The organism is Nocardioides sp. zg-1308, assembly GCF_013155375.1.
In the GTDB taxonomy this organism is placed as follows: domain Bacteria; phylum Actinomycetota; class Actinomycetes; order Propionibacteriales; family Nocardioidaceae; genus Nocardioides; species Nocardioides renjunii.
On record NZ_JABJQY010000005.1, the window covers coordinates 405,525 to 422,296 of the forward strand.

Here is a 16,772-nt window from a genome sequence, read left to right on the forward strand (position 1 = left end):
CCCGCATCCCGGCCAGAGACAATGCACCCATGAGTCGCACCCGGACCGACGAGGCCTCTGGCGAGGCTCATGCCGAGCCCCTTCCCTACCTCGCCGGGCTGGTGCTCGAGGCCCGCAAGGTCGTCGTCGTCGGGGGCGGCCACGTCGCCCAGCGGCGCGTCCCGGCCCTCCTCGCGACCGGCGCCGACGTCACCGTGGTGAGCCCGGAGGTGACCCCGGCGATCGAGGGCCTGGGCGGCGAGCTGACGCTCGTGCTGCGCGAGTTCACCGAGACCGACCTCGACGGCGCCTGGTACGTCGTCGCCGCGACGGACGACGCGGCCGTCAACGCCCGCGTGGCGGCGGCCGCCGAGAGCCGCCACACCTTCTGCGTGCGCAGCGACGACGCCCTCGGCGGCACCGCGTGGACCCCCGCCGTCGGTCACCACGGCTCCGTCACCATCGGCGTGCTGGGCAACCGCGAGCCGCGCAGGTCGGCGTCGCTGCGCGACGACATCGTCACCGCGCTGCGGGACGGTCAGCTCACCGCCTCGGAGGCGCTGGACCGCAGCCCGGGCGTCGTGCTGGTCGGCGGCGGACCGGGCGAGCCCGAGCTGGCCACGGTCGCCGCCCGCCACGCGCTGGCCTCCGCCGACGTGGTCGTTGCCGACCGGCTCGCTCCGCGCGAGCTGCTCGACGAGCTCGGCCCCGACGTGGAGCTCATCGACGTCGCCAAGCTCCCCCGGGGACGGTCCGCGTCGCAGGACCACATCAATGCGGTGATCGTCGACCGGGCCCGCGCGGGCAAGCGCGTGGTGCGGTTCAAGGGGGGCGACAACTTCGTCTTCGGCCGTGGCTACGAGGAGCTGCTGGCCTGCGCCGCGGCGGACGTGCCGGTCACCGTGGTGCCAGGTCTCACGTCGGCCATCGCCGTCCCGGCCCGGGTCGGCATCCCCGTCACGCACCGTGGCGTGGCCCACGAGTTCACCGTCATCTCCGGCCACATCCCGCCGGGGCACCCCGACTCGCTGGTCGCCTGGGAGTCCGTGGCGGGGCTGCGGGGCACCCTCGTGCTGCTGATGGCGGTCGACAACGCGCCGGCCATCGCGACGGCGCTGCTGGAGGGCGGCCGGTCCGCGGCGACACCGGTGGCCGTGATCGTCGACGGGACCATGCCGACCGAGCGGACCGTGCTCAGCACCCTCGGCGCCCTGGCCGAGGACCTGGTGGCGCACCGGGTCGTCCCGCCCGCCATCATCGTGATCGGCGAGGTGGTCGCGGTGGCGCGTCCGGCACACTACGGCCGTGGCTGACCTCGTCGACATCACCGACCCCGACGACCCTCGCCTGGCTGACTACCGCGACCTGCGCGACGTCGAGCTCCGCAAGAGCCTCGAGGCCGAGCACGGCCTCTTCCTGGCGGAGGGCGAGAAGGTGGTGCGTCGCGCCCTCGAGGCGGGGCACGAGGCGCGGTCGTTCCTGATGGCCCCGCGCTGGCTGGACGGGCTGGTCGACGTCCTCGCCGGGAGCGAGGGCACCTGCTTCGTGATGCCCGAGCCCCTCATCGAGCAGGTGACCGGCTTCCACGTGCACCGCGGCGCGCTCGCCTCGCTGCACCGCCGTCCGCTGCCGACGGTCGAGGAGGTGCTCGCCGGCGCGCGGTCGGTGCTGGTGCTCGAGGACCTGGTCGACCACACCAACGTGGGTGCGGCGTTCCGCTCCGGGGCGGCCCTCGGCTTCGACGCCGTGCTGCTGGCCCCGCGGTGCGCGGACCCGCTCTACCGCCGGGCCGTCAAGGTGGGGATGGGTGCGGTGTTCGCCACGCCATGGACCCGGCTGCCCGACTGGTACGACGCCCTGCCGGACCTGTCGGGTCGCGGCTTCACGACCGTCGCCCTGACGCTGTCGGCCGACTCGGTGCCCATCGAGGACGCCGTGGCGGGCGTCGACCGGCTCGCGCTCGTGCTGGGCTCGGAGGGCCACGGGCTCTCCACGCGGTGGGAGACCTCGGCCGACCGCCGCGCGATCATCCCGATGCGCGCCGGCATCGACTCGCTCAACGTCGCGGCTGCTGCTGCGGTGGCGTGCTACGCCGCGGCTCGCCGCTGACGCCGTGCCGCAGCCGGCGGGCCACCACGACGACCAGCACCACCGCGAGCAGGACGTAGACGACGTTGCCCACCCCGCCGACGTACCGCTCCACCACGTGCCACTGGGCGCCGAGCTCGTAGCCGGCGAGGATGAGGGCGGCGTTCCACACCAGGCTGCCGGCGGTGGTGAACACGCAGAAGCGCAGCAGCGGCATCCGGTCGATGCCGGCGGGGATCGAGATCAGGCTGCGCACGCCGGGGACCAGGCGTCCGACGAACACGGCCGTACGCCCGTGGCGGCCGAACCAGGCGACGGCCCGGCGGACGTCGTCGGCGTGCATCAGCGGGATGCGGTCGGCCACCGCGCAGGTGCGCTCGAGGCCCCACGCGGCGCCCAGCCAGTAGAGGAGGAGGGCCCCCGCCAGCGACCCGCCGGTGGCCCAGGCGACGGCCGGGACCAGGCCGTAGTGGCCCTGGCTGGCGGTGTAGCCGGCCAGCGGCAGCACCAGCTCGCTCGGCACGGGCGGGAACACCGTCTCCAGCGCCGTGGCCAGGCCGACCCCGGGCGAGCCGACGGTGCGCATGACCAGGACCACCCAGTCGAGGATCGCCTCCACCGGGTCAGCCGCGCCGACGCAGGGCCTCGTGGAGCACGATGGACCCCGCGACGGCCGCGTTGAGCGACGAGGCGGTGCCGACCATCGCGATGCTCGCGATCTCGTCGCAGGCCGCCCGCCAGCCCGACGCCAGCCCGGTGGTCTCGTTGCCGACGACGACCATCAGCCGTCCGTCGAGCGTGACGTCCGCGAGCGGGCTGCCCTCCTCGTCGGTGCCGACGATCCGGTAGCCGTGGGCATGGGCGTGCTCGACCACCGGGCCGGGGCCCGGGACGCGCAGCACCGTCAGTGCGAAGAGCGAGCCCGTGCTCGCGCGCACCGCGCGCGGGTCGTAGGGGTCGGCGGCGTGGCCGGTGACGACCAGGGCCGAGGCGCCGAACGCGTCGGCCGAGCGGGCGAGCGTGCCGATGTTGCCGGGGCTCGTCGGCCGGTCGAGGACCACCACTGGTCCGTGCGGGCGGGCGGTCCCCGCGAGCCGGGACACCCCGTCCTCGGGCATCTCCACCACCGCGACGAGCTCGGCGCCCTCCTCCTTGCCGCTCAAGCGGGCGTGGAGGTCGGGGGAGAGGGTGACGTGCTCGGCGTCGACCCGCGACCAGAGCTCGTCGGCCCACGCGGAGGACGAGCCGTCGGAGCGCAGCAGCGCCCGCACGGTCCACCCCTCCTCGACCGCCCGGCTGATCGGCCGGACGCCCTGCACGAGGAACTCCCGGTTGCGGTGGCGCTTGGACCGGTTGCCCAGGAGCGCCTCCCACTGCTGGAAGCGTGCGTTCTCCCGGGTGATGCGCAGCTCATGCATGGTCGGGCTCCGCCGGCCAGGACGGCGGGTAGTCCTCCGCGGCCGCGTCGTGCTTCTTGCCCAGCCGCTTGCGCGACTTGGCCGACAGCCGGTCGCCGAAGACCGTCCCGAGGGTGTGGTCGGTCTCGTGCTGGAGGCAGCGGGCGAGGAGCCCGTCGCCCTCGAAGGTGACCGGCTCGCCGTCGAGCCCCTGGCCGTCCACGCGGGCCCAGCCCGGCCGGGCGCAGGGCTCGAAGGACCCCGGGAACGACAGGCAGCCCTCGTCGTCCTCGTCGAGGTTCCGGTCCTTGCCCTCGGGCAGCGTGAGGACCGGGTTGCAGACCACGCCGACCGTGCGCACGCCCTCGTCGTCGGGGCAGTCGAAGACGAACATCGCGAGGTCGACGCCGACCTGGCAGGCGGCCAGCCCGACACCCTCGGCGGCGTACATCGTGGCGACCATGTCGGCGGCCAGCCCGGCCAGCTCGTCGTCGTACGTCGTCACGGAGGCCTGCGGGCGGTGCATGACGGGCGTCCCCCAGCGGGTGATCGCCCGGACCGTCCCGCCCTCCGGCAGGGGGCCGTGGGGTGCGTGGACGTCGTCGGGCTGCTCGTCGGGCATGCGGGGGATCCTAGCCAGCGGGCGGACGGCGTCCGCACCGCGAGGGGGGCGCTGGCCAACGGTGTAACTCACAGTTACCTTGAATCCATGTCCCTCCTCCCCAGCCTGCGCCCCGGCGGCCGACACGGGTTGTCGTCCCGTGAGACCCGCGACCCCATCGGGTTCGCGGTCGCGGCCGTCAACCGCCTCGCGCAGAGCGACCTCCTGGACCGGGTGGGGCTGCGCCGGCAGGCGGAGCAGGCCGTCTACTCCACGACCCGCAACGGCTTCCGGGCCGCCACCGCCGCCGGTCGCACGTTCGCCAGGACCGGCCGGCGCACCGCGGGCGCCCGGCCGGCCAGTGCGGCGCCCCGCGGCGTCTTCGACCTCACCCCGACCGACGACGAGGCCACGCTCGTCGACGTCGCCACCGAGCTGGCCGCCGACCTGCTCCGCCCCGCCGCTGCCGGGGCCGACGAGGCCTGCGCGCCGCCGGCCGCGGTGCTCGCCGCGGCCCATGAGGTCGGCCTGCCCGGCCTCGGCGTCCCCGAGGAGCTCGGCGGCATCATGGAGGAGCGCTCGGCGATGGCCGGCACGCTGGTCGCCGAGGCGCTCGCCCACGGCGACATGGGGCTGGCCGTCGCCGCCCTCGCCCCGGGCGCCGTCGCCACGGCCATCGGGCTGTGGGGGACCGAGGCGCAGCAGCAGACCTACCTGCCCGCGTTCACCGGCGACGACGTCCCGGCCGCCGCGCTCACGATCGCCGAGCCGGCCGTCCTCTTCGACGCGTTCACGCTGGCGACCACCGCCCGGCGCGACGGCGACGGCTACGTCCTCGACGGCCTGAAGTCCGCGGTGGTCCGCGGCGCGGAGGCCGAGCTGTTCGTCGTCGCGGCCGACCTCGACGGCACGCCCGCCCTCTTCCTCGTCGAGTCGGGCGCCGAGGGCCTCGCCGTCGAGGCCGACCCGTCGATGGGCGTCCGGGCCGCCGCTCTGTCGCGCCTGCACCTCACCGGCGTGCGGGTCGGCGCCGACGCCCTGCTCGGCGACACCGACGGCACGGCGTACGCCGAGTGCGTCCGGCTCTCGCGACTGGCCTGGTGCGCGTTGGCGGTCGGCACCGCCCAGGCGGTGCTCGACCACGTCAAGGACTACGTCAACGAGCGGCACGCCTTCGGCGAGCCGATCAGCCACCGGCAGTCGGTGGCCTTCATGGTCGCCGACATGGCCATCGAGGTGCAGGCCATGCGCCTGCTGACCTGGAAGGCCGCCTCGCGTGCCACCCGCGGCGACGACGTCGCGAGCGCGGTCGGCCTGGCCCGCCAGCTCTGCACCGAGAAGGGCATGCGGATCGGCCTCGACGGCGTCCAGCTGCTCGGCGGCCACGGGTTCGTCAAGGAGCACCCGGTGGAGCGGTGGTACCGGGACCTGCGGGCCGTCGGCGTGATGGAAGGTGCGGTGCTGGTCTGATGATCGACCTCGAGGTCCCCCGCAAGCACGCGACGCTCATCGACCAGGCCCACCAGCTGGCGATGAACATGCTGCGTCCCATCTCCCGCAGGTACGACCGTGCCGAGCACTCCTACCCCCGGGAGCTCGACATGCTCGCCGCGCTCATCGACGGCGTCTCGGAGACGGGTGCCACCGGCGGCGCCGGCGCGAGCGGCGTACGACGCGGCTCCGGCCCTGGCTCCGGCTCGGGCTCCGGCTCCGGCTCCGGCGACGACGGCCGGGTGCGCAACGGCGCGAACCTGGCGTCCGTGCTGTCCGTCGCCGAGATGTGCTGGGGCGACACGGCGCTCCTGCTGTCCATGCCGCGCCAGGGACTGGGCAACTCCGCGATCGCGGCGGTCGCCAACGAGGAGCAGCTCGAGCGCTACCGCGGCACCTGGGCGGCGATGGCGATCACCGAGCCCGGCGTCGGGTCGGACTCGGCCGCCATCACCACCACCGCGGTCAAGGACGGCGACGAGTACGTCATCAACGGCGAGAAGATCTACGTCACCTCCGGCGACCGCGCCGACAGCGTCGTGGTGTGGGCCACCCTCGACAAGGACCTCGGCCGGGCGGCGATCAAGTCCTTCCTCGTCCGCAAGGACAACCCCGGTCTCAGGGTCGAGCGGCTCGAGCACAAGCTCGGGATCCGCGCCTCCGACACGGCGGCCATCACCTTCACCGACTGCCGGGTGCCGGCCGAGGACCTGCTCGGCTCGCCCGAGATCGACACGAGGTCCGGCTTCGCCGGCGCGATGGCGACCTTTGACAACACCCGCCCGCTGGTCGCCGCGATGGCGGTGGGGTGCGCCCGCGCGTCCCTCGACCTCACCCGCGACCTGCTCGAGCAGGCCGGCGTGGTGGTCGACCACGACCGGCCGGCGCAGAGCCAGAGCGCCGCGGCCGCGACCCTCCTCCGGCTCGAGGCCGACTGGGAGGGCGCCCGGCTGCTGATGATGCAGGCCGCCTGGATGGCCGACAACGGCCGGCCGAACTCGCTCGAGGCGTCGATGGCCAAGGCGAAGGCGGGCCGCGTCGGGTCCGACGTGACGCTGTCGTGCGTGCAGCTGTGCGGCACCCTCGGCTACAGCGAGGCCGAGCTGCTGGAGAAGTGGGCCCGCGACTCCAAGATCCTCGACATCTTCGAGGGCACCCAGCAGATCCAGCAGCTCATCGTGGCCCGCCGGGTGCTGGGGCTGACGAGCTCGCAGCTCAAGTGACGGGGTGGTGCGGAGGCCGACGGGTGCGGGACTCGCCCGTCCCGTCGGTCAGCCGACGGACTTGAAGGGGTCGTGCTCGGCGAGGATCTTGTCGACGCGGGCCTGGTCGAGGCGGGTGACGACGTAGTTGTCGTCCTGCGCGTCGCGCACGCACTTGGCGAGGGTGAAGCTCGAGGTCGTGAGGAACATCGTGCCGAGGCCCAGGAAGGCGCGGATCCACGGGTCGACCGGCAGGTAGAAGATCGCGAAGATCATCGTGAGCAGGGCGACGGCGAAGGAGACGCCGGCCTGCAGGAAGAAGGCGTTGGTGTTCTTGGTGGGAGTCGTGGTGGTCATGGGTCAACCGTCGCCGTCCGTCGGGGCTCGCGGACCTGTCGGACTACCCGACCACCACTGAGTACGACGACCCAACCCGTCCGAGTACCTTCGGGCCATGCCAGAGGAGTCGACCGACCAGCCGTCCGACGCGATCACCGGGCACATGTCGCCCGAGGAGTTCCGCCGCCAGGGGCACGCGGCGATCGACTGGATCGCCGACTACTGGGCCTCGCTCGACGACCTGCCGGTCCGCGCGCAGGTCGCGCCCGGGGACGTACGCCACCTGCTGCCGGCGTCGGCGCCCGAGGACGGCGAGCCGTTCGACGCCGTGCTCGCCGACCTCGACCGCGTCGTCGTGCCCGGGCTCACCCACTGGCAGCACCCGCGGTTCTTCGCCTACTTCCCGGCGAACTCCTCGCCGGCCGCGATCCTCGGCGACCTGCTCTCCAGCGGCATCGGCGCGCAGGGGATGATCTGGGCGACCAGCCCGGCCGTCACCGAGGTCGAGCAGGTCGTCCTCGACTGGCTCGCCGAGGCGCTCGGCCTGCCCGAGGCGTTCCGCAGCGACGGACCCGGTGGCGGGGTCATCCAGGACACCGCCTCGACCGCGACGTTCACCGCGCTGCTGTCCGCGCTCCACCGGGCCAGCGGGGGGGAGGCCCGGCGTCACGGCGTCGGCGGCGCGGGCTGGCGGGTCTACGGCTCGACGCAGGCCCACTCGTCGCTGGTCAAGGCCGCCATCATGGCGGGCCTGGGCGAGGACGCCGTGCGCACGGTCGCCGTCGACCCCGCGACGCAGGCGATGGACGTCGACACCCTGCACGACGCGGTCGTCGAGGACGTCGGGGCGGGTCTCCGCCCGCTCCTGGTGCACGTCGCCGCCGGCAGCACGTCGACCGGCGCGATGGACGACATCGCCGCCGTGGCCGAGGCGGTGCGCCCGTGGGGCGTCTGGGTCCACGTCGACGCGGCGTGGGCAGGCGTCGCCGCCGTGTGCCCCGAGCACCGCGAGCACCTCGCGGGCGTCGAGGCGGCCGACTCGTTCGTCACCAACCCGCACAAGTGGCTCCTGACGACCTTCGACTGCAGCACGTTCTGGGTGCGCGACCGGGCCGCGCTCACCGGCGCGCTGTCGATCCTCCCGGAGTACCTCCGCAACGCCGCGACCGAGAGCGGCGAGGTCGTCGACTACCGCGACTGGCACCCGCAGCTCGGCCGGCGGTTCCGCGCGATCAAGCTGTGGGCGGTGCTGCGGACGTACGGCCTCAACGGTCTCCGGGCCCACATCCGCAGCGGGGTCGACCTCGCCGACCACGTCGCCGGGCTGGTCGCGGCCGACGAGCGCTTCGAGCTGGTCACCGAGCCCGCGCTGTCGCTCGTCGTGTTCCGGCTGCGCGCCGGCGACGAGGCGACGATGGCCGCGATGGAGGCCGTCAACGCCTCGGGGGAGGCCTACCTCAGCCACACCACCGTCGAGGGCCGCGCGGCGATCCGGCTCGCGGTCGGCAGCTGGCGCACCACGCGCGCCGACGTCGAGCGCACCTGGCGCGCCCTCCAGGAGGCGGCAGCCGCGCAGGCCTGAGACTGGGGACATGAAGCTCTTCGCGGACACGCCCGTACGTCGCACGCTGCAGGTCGTCGCCGACCTGCTCTTCGTGGTGTGGCTGGTGCTCTGGGTCTGGATCGGCGCGGCCGTGCACGACGGCACGATGGAGCTCGCCGCGCCGGCCCGCCAGACCGACTCGGCCGCGACGTCGATGGCCGAGCAGCTCCGCGACGCGGGTGGCCGCCTCGGCGACGCACCGCTGGTCGGCGACGAGCTCGAGGTCCCCTTCGACAGGGCCGCCGACGCCTCCGACGGACTGGCGGCGGCGGGCCGCGACACGGTCGACGCCGTCGAGCGGCTCGCGCTCCTGCTGGGGCTCTCGGTCGCCCTCATCCCGATCCTCATCGCGGCGGCGATCCACCTGCCGATCCGGTGGCGCTTCGTCCGCGAGGCGACCGCGGGCGCGCGGTTCATCGACGCGCAGGAGGACCTCGACCTCTTCGCCCTGCGAGCCCTGGCCCACCAGCCGATGCGGGTGCTGGCGCGGGTCAGCGACGACCCGGCCGGCGCGTGGCGCGCCCGGGACCCGGAGGTCGTACGACGCCTCGCCGCCCTCGAGCTCGCCGACGTCGGGCTGCGGCCGAAGAGGCTGCCCGGCACCGCTGCGTAGACTGCTGCCAGTGCAGTTCCTCCACGACACCGCCGGCCACGACCTGACCTACGACGACGTGTTCATGGTCCCGCGCCACTCCGCGGTCGCCAGTCGCTACGACGTCGACCTGGCCACCTCCGACGGCACCGGGGCGACGCTCCCGCTGGTCGTCGCCAACATGACCGCCATCGCCGGCAAGCGGATGGCCGAGACGGTGGCCCGCCGCGGCGGGATCACCGTCATCCCGCAGGACATCCCGATCCCCGTCGTCGCCGACGTGGTGGCCTGGGTCAAGCAGCGGCACCACGTCTTCGACACCCCCATCGAGCTGCGGCCGGACCAGACCGTTGCCGAGGCGCTCTCGCTGATCCCCAAGCGCGCCCACAGGGCCGCCGTCGTCGTCCACGACGGCCGGCCTGTCGGCGTGGTGTCGGAGGCCGACTGCGTCGAGGTCGACCGCTTCGCCCAGGTGTCGACGGTGATGAACCCGGACCTGGTCACCGTCTCGGCCACGACGGCCCCGCGCGAGGTCTACGACGCCATCGAGCAGGCCAAGGCGCCCCTGGCCGTGGCCGTGTCGGACACCGGCCACCTCGTCGGCGTCCTCACCCGCCTCGGCGCGCTGCGCGCGACGCTCTACCGCCCGGCGCTCGACGGCAACGGCGGGCTGCGCATCGCCGCCGCCGTCGGCGTCAACGGTGAGGTGGCCGACCGCGCCGCCGACCTGCTCGCCGCCGGCGTCGACTGCCTGGTCGTCGACACCGCGCACGGCCACCAGGACCGCATGGTCCAGGCGCTGCGCGCCGTCCGCGCCCTCACGCCCACCGTCCCGGTCGCCGCGGGCAACGTGGTCTCCGCCGAGGGCACCCGCGCCCTCATCGAGGCGGGCGCCGACATCGTCAAGGTCGGCGTCGGCCCGGGCGCCATGTGCACCACCCGGATGATGACCGGCGTCGGGCGGCCGCAGTTCTCCGCGGTGCTCGAGTGCGCCACCGCCGCTCGCGAGATGGGTAGGCACGTGTGGGCCGACGGAGGAGTGCGCCACCCGCGCGACGTCGCCCTCGCGCTGGCCGCCGGCGCCTCGTCGGTGATGATCGGCTCGTGGTTCGCCGGCACGCACGAGTCGCCCGGCGACATGGTGCACGACGCCGACGGCCGCCCGTTCAAGGTGTCCTTCGGCATGGCGTCGGCCCGCGCGGTGGCCAACCGCACGGCCGGCGAGTCGTCGTACGACCGGGCCCGCAAGGGCCTCTACGAGGAGGGCATCTCGTCCTCGCGGATGTACCTCGACCCCGACCGCCCGGGCGTCGAGGACCTCATCGACCAGATCTGCTCGGGCGTGCGGTCGTCGTGCACCTACGCCGGCGCCGGCAACCTCGCCGAGCTGCACGAGCGTGCCCTGGTGGGCGTGCAGTCGGCGGCCGGCTTCCACGAGGGTCGCCCCCTCGAGAAGTCCTGGTGAGGGGAGCGGCTCGCAGATGGCGGAGCGCGACTACGTCTTCGTGATGACCTACGGCAGGTCGGGCTCGACGCTGCTGATGGGCATCCTCAACTCGATCCCGGGCTGGCTGCTGCGCGGGGAGAACCGCCACGCGATGCGCCACCTCTACGACTTCCACCGCAGCGGCCTGGCCGAGCGCGAGCGCGTCGACGCGCGGCGCGCGAGCCAGCCGACGCACCCGTGGTTCGGGATCGAGTCCTTCCCCGAGGCGGACTCGCTCCACCACATCCGGGCGCTCGCGGAGGCGACCCTGCTGCGCCCGGAGCCGGACACCCGGGTGAGCGGCTACAAGGAGATCCGCTGGTACGACGAGGACCTCCCCGACTACCTCGACTTCCTGCGCCAGGTGTTCCCGGGCGCGCGCTTCGTGCTCAACACGCGCCGTCTGGAGGACGTCGCGGCCAGCAACTTCTGGACGCACAAGGACGACCCGCTGGGCCGCGTGCAGCGGATCGAGGACCGGATGCTGAGCGCCGCGGTCGGACTGGGCGACGTGGTCCACCGGGTGCACTACGACGACTACGTCGCCGACCCCGAGGCCCTGCGGGGGCTGTTCGAGTGGCTCGGCGAGGACTTCGACGCCGACCGGGTGCACGAGGTCATGGCGACGCCGCACTCGCGGCGCGGCAAGCACCGCGACGACTCCTAGTCAGCGGCCGTCGAATGCCCGTCAGGGGGTGACGCGGGCTCGTCGTGCGCCTGCGACTACCTGCTGGTGCGCTCGACCACGATCTCGGCGCCACGGCGTACGGCGCGGGCCACCCGCAGCCGCAGCACCTGGCTGTAGCCGCGGACGAGCCCGGTGTAGCCCGGGGTCGGGCCGTGGTAGCCGAGGAAGCCCTTGGGCCCCTCGACCATCTTGCCGGTCCGGACGTCGTAGCGGGCCTGGTGCCAGGGGCAGACCAGGCAGCCGTCGGCGTCGATGGTGCCCTCGGACAGGTCGCCGAGCTGGTGGCGGCAGCGGCGGGAGACGGCGAACAGCTCCCCGTCGCGGTTGCCGACGGCCCAGGGGCCGGCGCGGCGCACCTGGCCCGGGGTCAGCTGGTCGGCGGGGACGCTGGGGGTGTCGGCCATGCCCCCAGCCTGCCCGGCGGCGGGTGCGCCGCCCACGCCCAAGGGGGTGGCAGCGTTAGAGGTCAGGGCGTACGCCGGCTGCTGACCGGACCGCGGCGCACCGCCCGGGCGACCGTGCCGACGACCGAGCGCGGCCGGAGCACGGGCGACGAGCCGGCGGCCGCGTCCTGCATGCCCTCGATCGTCTCGAGGAGCACTGCGCGCGAGTCCGTCGTGGCGGACCACCCCAGCTCGGACTGCGCCCGGGTCGTGTCGAGGAGCGGCACCGCGAACCCCATGTCGATCCAGCCCGGGTCGAGCGGCTGCACGCGGGCGTGCCAGCTCGCCGACACCGCGGCGCGCAGGACCGCGGACGGGACGTGGACCAGCCGGGCGCCCAGCGCGTCGGCGATGTCCTGGGCGGTGACGGCGGCCGGCGGGGCGGCGAGGTTGAACGCACCGGGGGCCCGGGCGCCCAGCACCCGGGTGACGGCATCGGCGACGTCGTCGGAGTGCACCATCGGGATGGCGAGGCCCCGGTCGAGCGGCACCACCGGGACGTGCCGCAGCAGGCCCCCGGGGACGAGCGCGGGCAGGCCGTAGCGCAGCAGCGCGCTGCCGGCGTCGCGCTGGCCGACGATGCCCGGGCGCATCCTGCTGACCACCAGCTCGGGCGCGTCACGCTCGAGCCCGTCGAGCAGCCGCTCCGCGGTGGACTTGTGCCGGCTGTACATCGAGGTCTGCACGCCGCCCGTAGGCCACGACTCGTCGACCGGCTCGTCGTCGCGCTTGGGCGAGTAGGCGCCGACCGACGACATGTGCACCAGGTGCGGCACGCCCGCGGCCTGCACGGCCGCGATGACCCGCCGGGTGCCGCCGACGCCGAGCTCCTCGAGGTAGTCCTCGCGGTGCGACGGCTGGAAACCCCACGCCAGGTGCACGACCGCGTCCGCGCCCCGGAAGGCCTCGGCCAGCTCCGCCGGCTGCACCTCGGTGAGGTCGGCCGGGTGCCAGGCCACCGCGTCGTAGGGCTCGGCCGGCCCGGGAGGCCGACGTACGACGCCCACGAGGTCGTGCTCGCCGTCGGCGGTGAGCCGCCGGAGCAGGGCCGAACCGATGTTGCCGGTCGCACCCGTGATCACGATCCGCATGCTGCCTCCTCGTCGGGCAGGACGACCACCGTCCCGCTCCCGGTGGCCCGTACCCATCGCTCACGGTCCCACGCCACCGGGACGCGACGGTCCGCCCCTCGGCTAGCGGGAGGTGTTGGCGGTGCGCCCCTTGGTGACGCCGACGAAGGCCTGCGTGGTGTCGTCGTCGCGCTCGGTGCGCCACACCAGGGCGATCGTGGTGGGCTCGAGGTCGGAGACCACGCGGTGCACGACGTCCTTGCGCTGGTGCAGCCGCGCGACCGACATCGGGAGGATGACGACGCCCGTGCCGGCGGCCACCGTCTCGATCGCCTCCTGCTCGCTCATCGGGGGCCACTCGAGCTGGTCGGCGCGCGGTCGCCAGCCGCTGCCGTGGGGGCGCACGAGCTGCTCGTCGGCGAGGTCGTCGGTCGTGACCTCGTCGTCGGCCGCGGCGAGGAGGTGCTCGCGTGACGCGACGGCGACCGGCAGCTCGTCGTAGAGCCGGACGCAGTGGAGCCCGTCGCGGTCGACGGGCAGCCGGACCAGCGCCATGTCGAGGCTCCCGTCGAGCACGCCGTCGATCTGGTCGGCCTCCGTCACCGGCACCAGCTCCAACGGCTCCCGACGCCGGTCGCGCCAGTGGCGCGCCCACTTGTCGGGGGTCGCTCCGGTGACGAAGCCGATGCGCAGCGGGTCGGTCATGGGACCGACCCTAGGCGTTCAGGGAAGGACCTCAGGGGTGGGGCGGCCGGCGGTCGTGCGGTGGCACGCTGGGGACGGAGGTGAGCGAGATGCACCGTTCGCAGACGTTCGACCCGGAGATCCACGAGCCCGGCACCCCCGCCGCGGAGGGCCGGTGCTCGCACCACGGGGAGGACGGAGGCTCCGGCGAGTGCGCCGGGGAGGCCGTCGTCTCGTTCGAGGACGGCCACGGGGGGTGGCGCTCCGGCTGCCGCCTCGCGCTGGAGGACCTCGTCGAGCGCGGCGAGATCGAGCCGCTCGGCCAGGGCGCCTGACGCGACGGCCGGCGACGGGTCAGGCGCCGTTGGACGCCTCGTGCCAGTCCCAGTGCGCCTGCGCGTAGTCGCCCGCGGGCGACACCAGCGCTCCGCAGACCCGGCACACCAGCGCCGGTCCGGTCTCACGGGCCGCCTCGTCGTCGAACATGTCGAGGGCCGCCGACCGGTCCTGCTGGGTGTCCTGCTGGGTGTCCTCGCTCATCCGTTCACGATAGGTCCGGCGCGGGCGCCGGGCCACCCGTCGACACCGCGGCCGCCGGCTCCGTGGCCTTGCTCGCCTCGGCGTAGGACCGCACCACCGCGATGCTGAGCGGGAAGTCGACGCGCTGGTCGCGGAACAGCAGGGCGGTGGCGGTCGCTGCCGCCTCGGTGACCGCCGCTGTCACCGCCTCCGCGAGGTGCGCGGGTGCGTGGACGACGACCTCGTCGTGGAGGAAGAACACCAGGTGCGGCCTCGCGTCCACCGGGCCGTCGGCTCCGAGGCGCCAGAGCCGGTTGCGCAGGTCGGCGACCCAGCACGACGCCCACTCGGCGCCCGTCCCCTGCACCACGAAGTTGCGGGTGAACCGGCCGTAGGCGCGGCGTCGCCGGTCCTGGTCGTCGAGGTCGGCCGGCGGTGCGTCGGGTGACTCGTCCCACGACCCGCCGAGTGCCGGACAGCCCCGACCGAGCAGCGTGCGGACCACCTGGCCGCGCTCACCGGCGCGGGCCGCGTCCTCGACGAGGCCGAAGGCGGCGGGGTAGCGGCGGGTCAGCCCGGCGACCATCCGGCCGCTCTCGCCGCTGGTGGCGCCGTACATCGCGCCGAGCAGGCCGAGCTTGGCGTCCTGCCGCGTCGCGACGGCGCCGTCGTCGACCATTCCCTGGTAGAGGTCGGTGCCGCGGGCCGCCCTCGCCAGTGCCTCGTCGCCGCTCATGTCGGCGAGGACCCGCGGCTCGAGCTGCGCCACGTCGGCGACCACGAGGGCCCACCCCTCGTCGGCGACGGCCGCCGAGCGGACCTGCACGGGGAAGGACAGCGCGCCACCGCCGTTGGACGACCACCGGCCGGTGGCCGAGCCGGCGGGCTGGTAGACCGGGCGAAAGCGCCCGTCGCGGACCCACTCGTCGATCCACGCCCACCCGTTGGTCTGGAAGAGGTGGGCGAGCTTCTTGTAGCGCAGCAGCGGCTCGGTGACCGGGTGGTCGATGCGCCGCAGGGTCCACGCCCGGGTGTCGGCCACCTCGACGCCCGAGCGGCGCAGCGCCGCCAGCAGCTCGGGCCGGGAGTCGGGGTTGAGGCCCGGCGAGCCCAGCAGCCGGCGCACCTCGTCCGCGAGCTCCTCGAGCAGCCGTGGCCGCGCACCGCGCGGCGGGCGGGGACCGAGCAGCCCGGCCAGCAGCTCCTCGTGCACGTCGACGCGCCACGGCACGCCGGCGTACGTCATCTCGGCGGCCGCCAGCGCGCCCGCGGACTCGGCCGCGACGAGCAGCCGCAGGCGGGCGGCCTCGGCGGACGCGTCGATGGCGGCCAGCTGCCGCGCGTCCTCGAGGTCGGCGCTGAGGTGCTCGGCGGCGTCGTCGGTGCTGAACAGCACCGGGTCGCTCGGTGCGGCCGGACCCAGCCGGTCCCAGTGCTCAGACTCCTCCCCGCGCAGCAGGTCGGCGTCGACGGCTGGCGCGCGGACGAGGAGCCGGTGGCACAGCCGCAGGTCGTGGCACCGGGCCACCCGGACGGCGGCGGCGAGCAGCTCGGGATACCACCGCGCGGTGTCGTCCCAGACCCACCGCGGCTGGTCCGGCTCGCGCTCACGGACGTACGCCGCCAGGTGGGCGCGGTCGAGCGTCACCGGATCGTCGCCGGTGACCCGGACACGGTCGCCCGGAAGGCGTGAGAGGTGCACCCGGGTCATGGGGACACCCTCTCCCACCCCGCGTCAGGCGGTCACCGCGACGTCCGTCGCCGCGAGCAGCTGCAGCCCCTCGTGGCTCGCGCTGCCGGGCGTGGCGGTGTAGACGAGCAGGGAGTGCGACTGGAAGGGGTCCTGCACGACCTGGCAGCTCAGCTCGAGCAGCCCGACCGAGGGGTGGAGGTAGCGCTTGACCTCCCGCGGTCGGATCCCCACCTCGTGCGCGGCCCACCGCGTGCGGAACTCCTCGCTCTGCTCGAGGAGGAGCTCGGCGAGGTGCGCCGCCCGCGAGTCCGGGCCCCGCACGGCCAGCACGCCGCGCAGCCCGGAGGCGTACATCCGGGAGTAGTGCTCGTGGTCCTCGGGCGGGTGCAGCCTGCGGGCGGCGGGGTCGGTGAACCACCGGTAGCCGATGCTCCGCGCCGGACCCACGAAGCGCCTGTTGTCGCCGACGAGCGCGACGCCGAGGGGCGTCTGGCGCAGGGTCTCGCCCAGCTCGGTGACGACCTCGGCCGGGGTGTCGGCCAGCCGGTCGAAGATCCGCAGCATCCCGGGCGCGACATGGTCGCCGGCGGCCTCGCGCGTCGGCGGGTGGTGCCCGGCGAGGCGGAAGAGATGATCCCGCTCGTCCAGCGACAGGTGCAGGCCCTGGGCGATCGAGGCGACCATCTGCTCCGACGGCTGCGGTCCGCGCTCGCGCTCGATGCGCGAGTAGAAGTCCGTCGACATGTGGCTCAGGGCCGCCACCTCCTCGCGGCGCAGTCCCGGCGTCCGGCGTCGCGCCCCCCTCGGCAGGCCGACGTCCTCGGGCTGGAGCGCCTCCCGGCGACGACGGAGGAAGTCGGCGAGTCCCGCGCGATCGATCATGTGCCCATCCTGACC

General features: G+C 74.5%; 19 protein-coding genes. 9 read left to right on the forward strand and 10 right to left on the reverse strand.

The genetic code is table 11. From position 1 onward, the window contains the following. Positions 1 to 29 precede the first annotated feature (29 nt). Both cobA and HN031_RS20595 read left to right on the forward strand, forming a co-directional pair. The gene (gene cobA, locus HN031_RS20590) at positions 30 to 1,292 is read left to right on the forward strand and encodes a uroporphyrinogen-III C-methyltransferase (protein WP_172274889.1); all 1,263 of its coding nucleotides are present in this window, start codon (positions 30 to 32) and stop codon (positions 1,290 to 1,292) included. Continuing rightward, a complete protein-coding gene (locus HN031_RS20595) occupies positions 1,285 to 2,088 on the forward strand; it encodes an RNA methyltransferase (RefSeq protein ID WP_172274892.1) in 804 nt (267 codons plus the stop codon). The genes cobA and HN031_RS20595 overlap by 8 nt, the downstream gene beginning before the upstream one ends. Here the strand turns inward: HN031_RS20595 and HN031_RS20600 are convergent. Genes HN031_RS20600 through def form a run of 3 tightly spaced genes read right to left on the reverse strand, consistent with a single transcriptional unit; the run spans position 2,036 to position 4,086 of the window. Continuing rightward, positions 2,036 to 2,686, reverse strand: a complete 651-nt coding sequence (locus tag HN031_RS20600; RefSeq protein WP_216652651.1) for a DedA family protein — start codon at positions 2,684 to 2,686, stop codon at positions 2,036 to 2,038. The genes HN031_RS20595 and HN031_RS20600 overlap by 53 nt on opposite strands. Positions 2,687 to 2,690: 4 nt before the next feature. Beyond that, positions 2,691 to 3,485 (reverse strand): RNA methyltransferase, encoded by a 795-nt coding sequence (locus tag HN031_RS20605; protein WP_172274895.1) that lies wholly within the window; start codon positions 3,483 to 3,485, stop codon positions 2,691 to 2,693. Then, positions 3,478 to 4,086 (reverse strand): peptide deformylase, encoded by a 609-nt coding sequence (gene def / locus HN031_RS20610; RefSeq protein ID WP_172274897.1) that lies wholly within the window; start codon positions 4,084 to 4,086, stop codon positions 3,478 to 3,480. Before def ends, HN031_RS20605 begins: the two co-directional genes overlap by 8 nt. Positions 4,087 to 4,173: 87 nt before the next feature. On the opposite strand from def, the gene HN031_RS20615 reads away from it, so the two are divergent. Next, positions 4,174 to 5,535, forward strand: coding sequence for an acyl-CoA dehydrogenase family protein (locus HN031_RS20615; protein WP_172274900.1), 1,362 nt, complete (start codon positions 4,174 to 4,176; stop codon positions 5,533 to 5,535). Next, complete coding sequence (locus tag HN031_RS20620) at positions 5,535 to 6,779, forward strand: acyl-CoA dehydrogenase family protein (RefSeq protein ID WP_172274903.1); 1,245 nt, start codon at positions 5,535 to 5,537, stop codon at positions 6,777 to 6,779. Before HN031_RS20615 ends, HN031_RS20620 begins: the two co-directional genes overlap by 1 nt. Before the next feature lie 48 nt (positions 6,780 to 6,827). Here the strand turns inward: HN031_RS20620 and HN031_RS20625 are convergent, their stop codons facing one another. After that, entirely contained in the window at positions 6,828 to 7,115 is a 288-nt protein-coding gene (locus HN031_RS20625) for a YiaA/YiaB family inner membrane protein (RefSeq protein ID WP_172274905.1), read from the reverse strand. Positions 7,116 to 7,212: 97 nt separating this feature from the next. Here HN031_RS20625 and HN031_RS20630 point away from each other — a divergent pair, with 97 nt between their 5' ends. The 4 genes from HN031_RS20630 to HN031_RS20645 are packed head-to-tail and all read left to right on the forward strand — an operon-like array spanning position 7,213 to position 11,445. Next, positions 7,213 to 8,679, forward strand: a complete 1,467-nt coding sequence (locus HN031_RS20630) for a pyridoxal-dependent decarboxylase (RefSeq protein WP_216652652.1) — start codon at positions 7,213 to 7,215, stop codon at positions 8,677 to 8,679. Positions 8,680 to 8,689: 10 nt separating this feature from the next. After that, a complete protein-coding gene (locus HN031_RS20635) occupies positions 8,690 to 9,313 on the forward strand; it encodes a hypothetical protein (RefSeq protein WP_172274908.1) in 624 nt (207 codons plus the stop codon). Between the two features lie 10 nt (positions 9,314 to 9,323). Continuing rightward, positions 9,324 to 10,757, forward strand: coding sequence for a GuaB1 family IMP dehydrogenase-related protein (locus tag HN031_RS20640; RefSeq protein WP_172274911.1), 1,434 nt, complete (start codon positions 9,324 to 9,326; stop codon positions 10,755 to 10,757). Between the two features lie 16 nt (positions 10,758 to 10,773). Further along, a complete protein-coding gene (locus HN031_RS20645; protein WP_172274913.1) occupies positions 10,774 to 11,445 on the forward strand; it encodes a sulfotransferase in 672 nt (223 codons plus the stop codon). 56 nt (positions 11,446 to 11,501) lie between these two features. On the opposite strand, the gene HN031_RS20650 is transcribed toward HN031_RS20645, so the two are convergent. The 3 genes from HN031_RS20650 to HN031_RS20660 form a co-directional block, all read right to left on the reverse strand. Further along, entirely contained in the window at positions 11,502 to 11,870 is a 369-nt protein-coding gene (locus HN031_RS20650) for a Rieske (2Fe-2S) protein (RefSeq protein WP_172274916.1), read from the reverse strand. A gap of 62 nt (positions 11,871 to 11,932) precedes the next feature. After that, the gene (locus HN031_RS20655) at positions 11,933 to 13,000 is read right to left on the reverse strand and encodes an NAD-dependent epimerase/dehydratase family protein (protein WP_172274919.1); all 1,068 of its coding nucleotides are present in this window, start codon (positions 12,998 to 13,000) and stop codon (positions 11,933 to 11,935) included. Positions 13,001 to 13,102: 102 nt separating this feature from the next. Next, a complete protein-coding gene (locus tag HN031_RS20660) occupies positions 13,103 to 13,684 on the reverse strand; it encodes a LysR family substrate-binding domain-containing protein (protein ID WP_172274922.1) in 582 nt (193 codons plus the stop codon). Between the two features lie 89 nt (positions 13,685 to 13,773). On the opposite strand from HN031_RS20660, the gene HN031_RS20665 reads away from it, so the two are divergent. Next, a complete protein-coding gene (locus HN031_RS20665) occupies positions 13,774 to 13,998 on the forward strand; it encodes a hypothetical protein (protein ID WP_172274924.1) in 225 nt (74 codons plus the stop codon). A gap of 19 nt (positions 13,999 to 14,017) precedes the next feature. Here the strand turns inward: HN031_RS20665 and HN031_RS20670 are convergent, their stop codons facing one another. Genes HN031_RS20670 through HN031_RS20680 form a run of 3 tightly spaced genes read right to left on the reverse strand, consistent with a single transcriptional unit; the run spans position 14,018 to position 16,757 of the window. Next, the gene (locus HN031_RS20670) at positions 14,018 to 14,203 is read right to left on the reverse strand and encodes a hypothetical protein (RefSeq protein ID WP_172274927.1); all 186 of its coding nucleotides are present in this window, start codon (positions 14,201 to 14,203) and stop codon (positions 14,018 to 14,020) included. Between the two features lie 4 nt (positions 14,204 to 14,207). Beyond that, positions 14,208 to 15,893 carry a bifunctional 3'-5' exonuclease/DNA polymerase gene (locus tag HN031_RS20675; protein WP_172274930.1) on the reverse strand — a complete coding sequence of 562 codons (1,686 nt, stop codon included), beginning with the start codon at positions 15,891 to 15,893 and terminating at the stop codon, positions 14,208 to 14,210. 24 nt (positions 15,894 to 15,917) lie between these two features. Beyond that, positions 15,918 to 16,757, reverse strand: coding sequence for a helix-turn-helix transcriptional regulator (locus HN031_RS20680; RefSeq protein ID WP_172274932.1), 840 nt, complete (start codon positions 16,755 to 16,757; stop codon positions 15,918 to 15,920). Between the last annotated feature and the right edge of the window lie 15 nt (positions 16,758 to 16,772).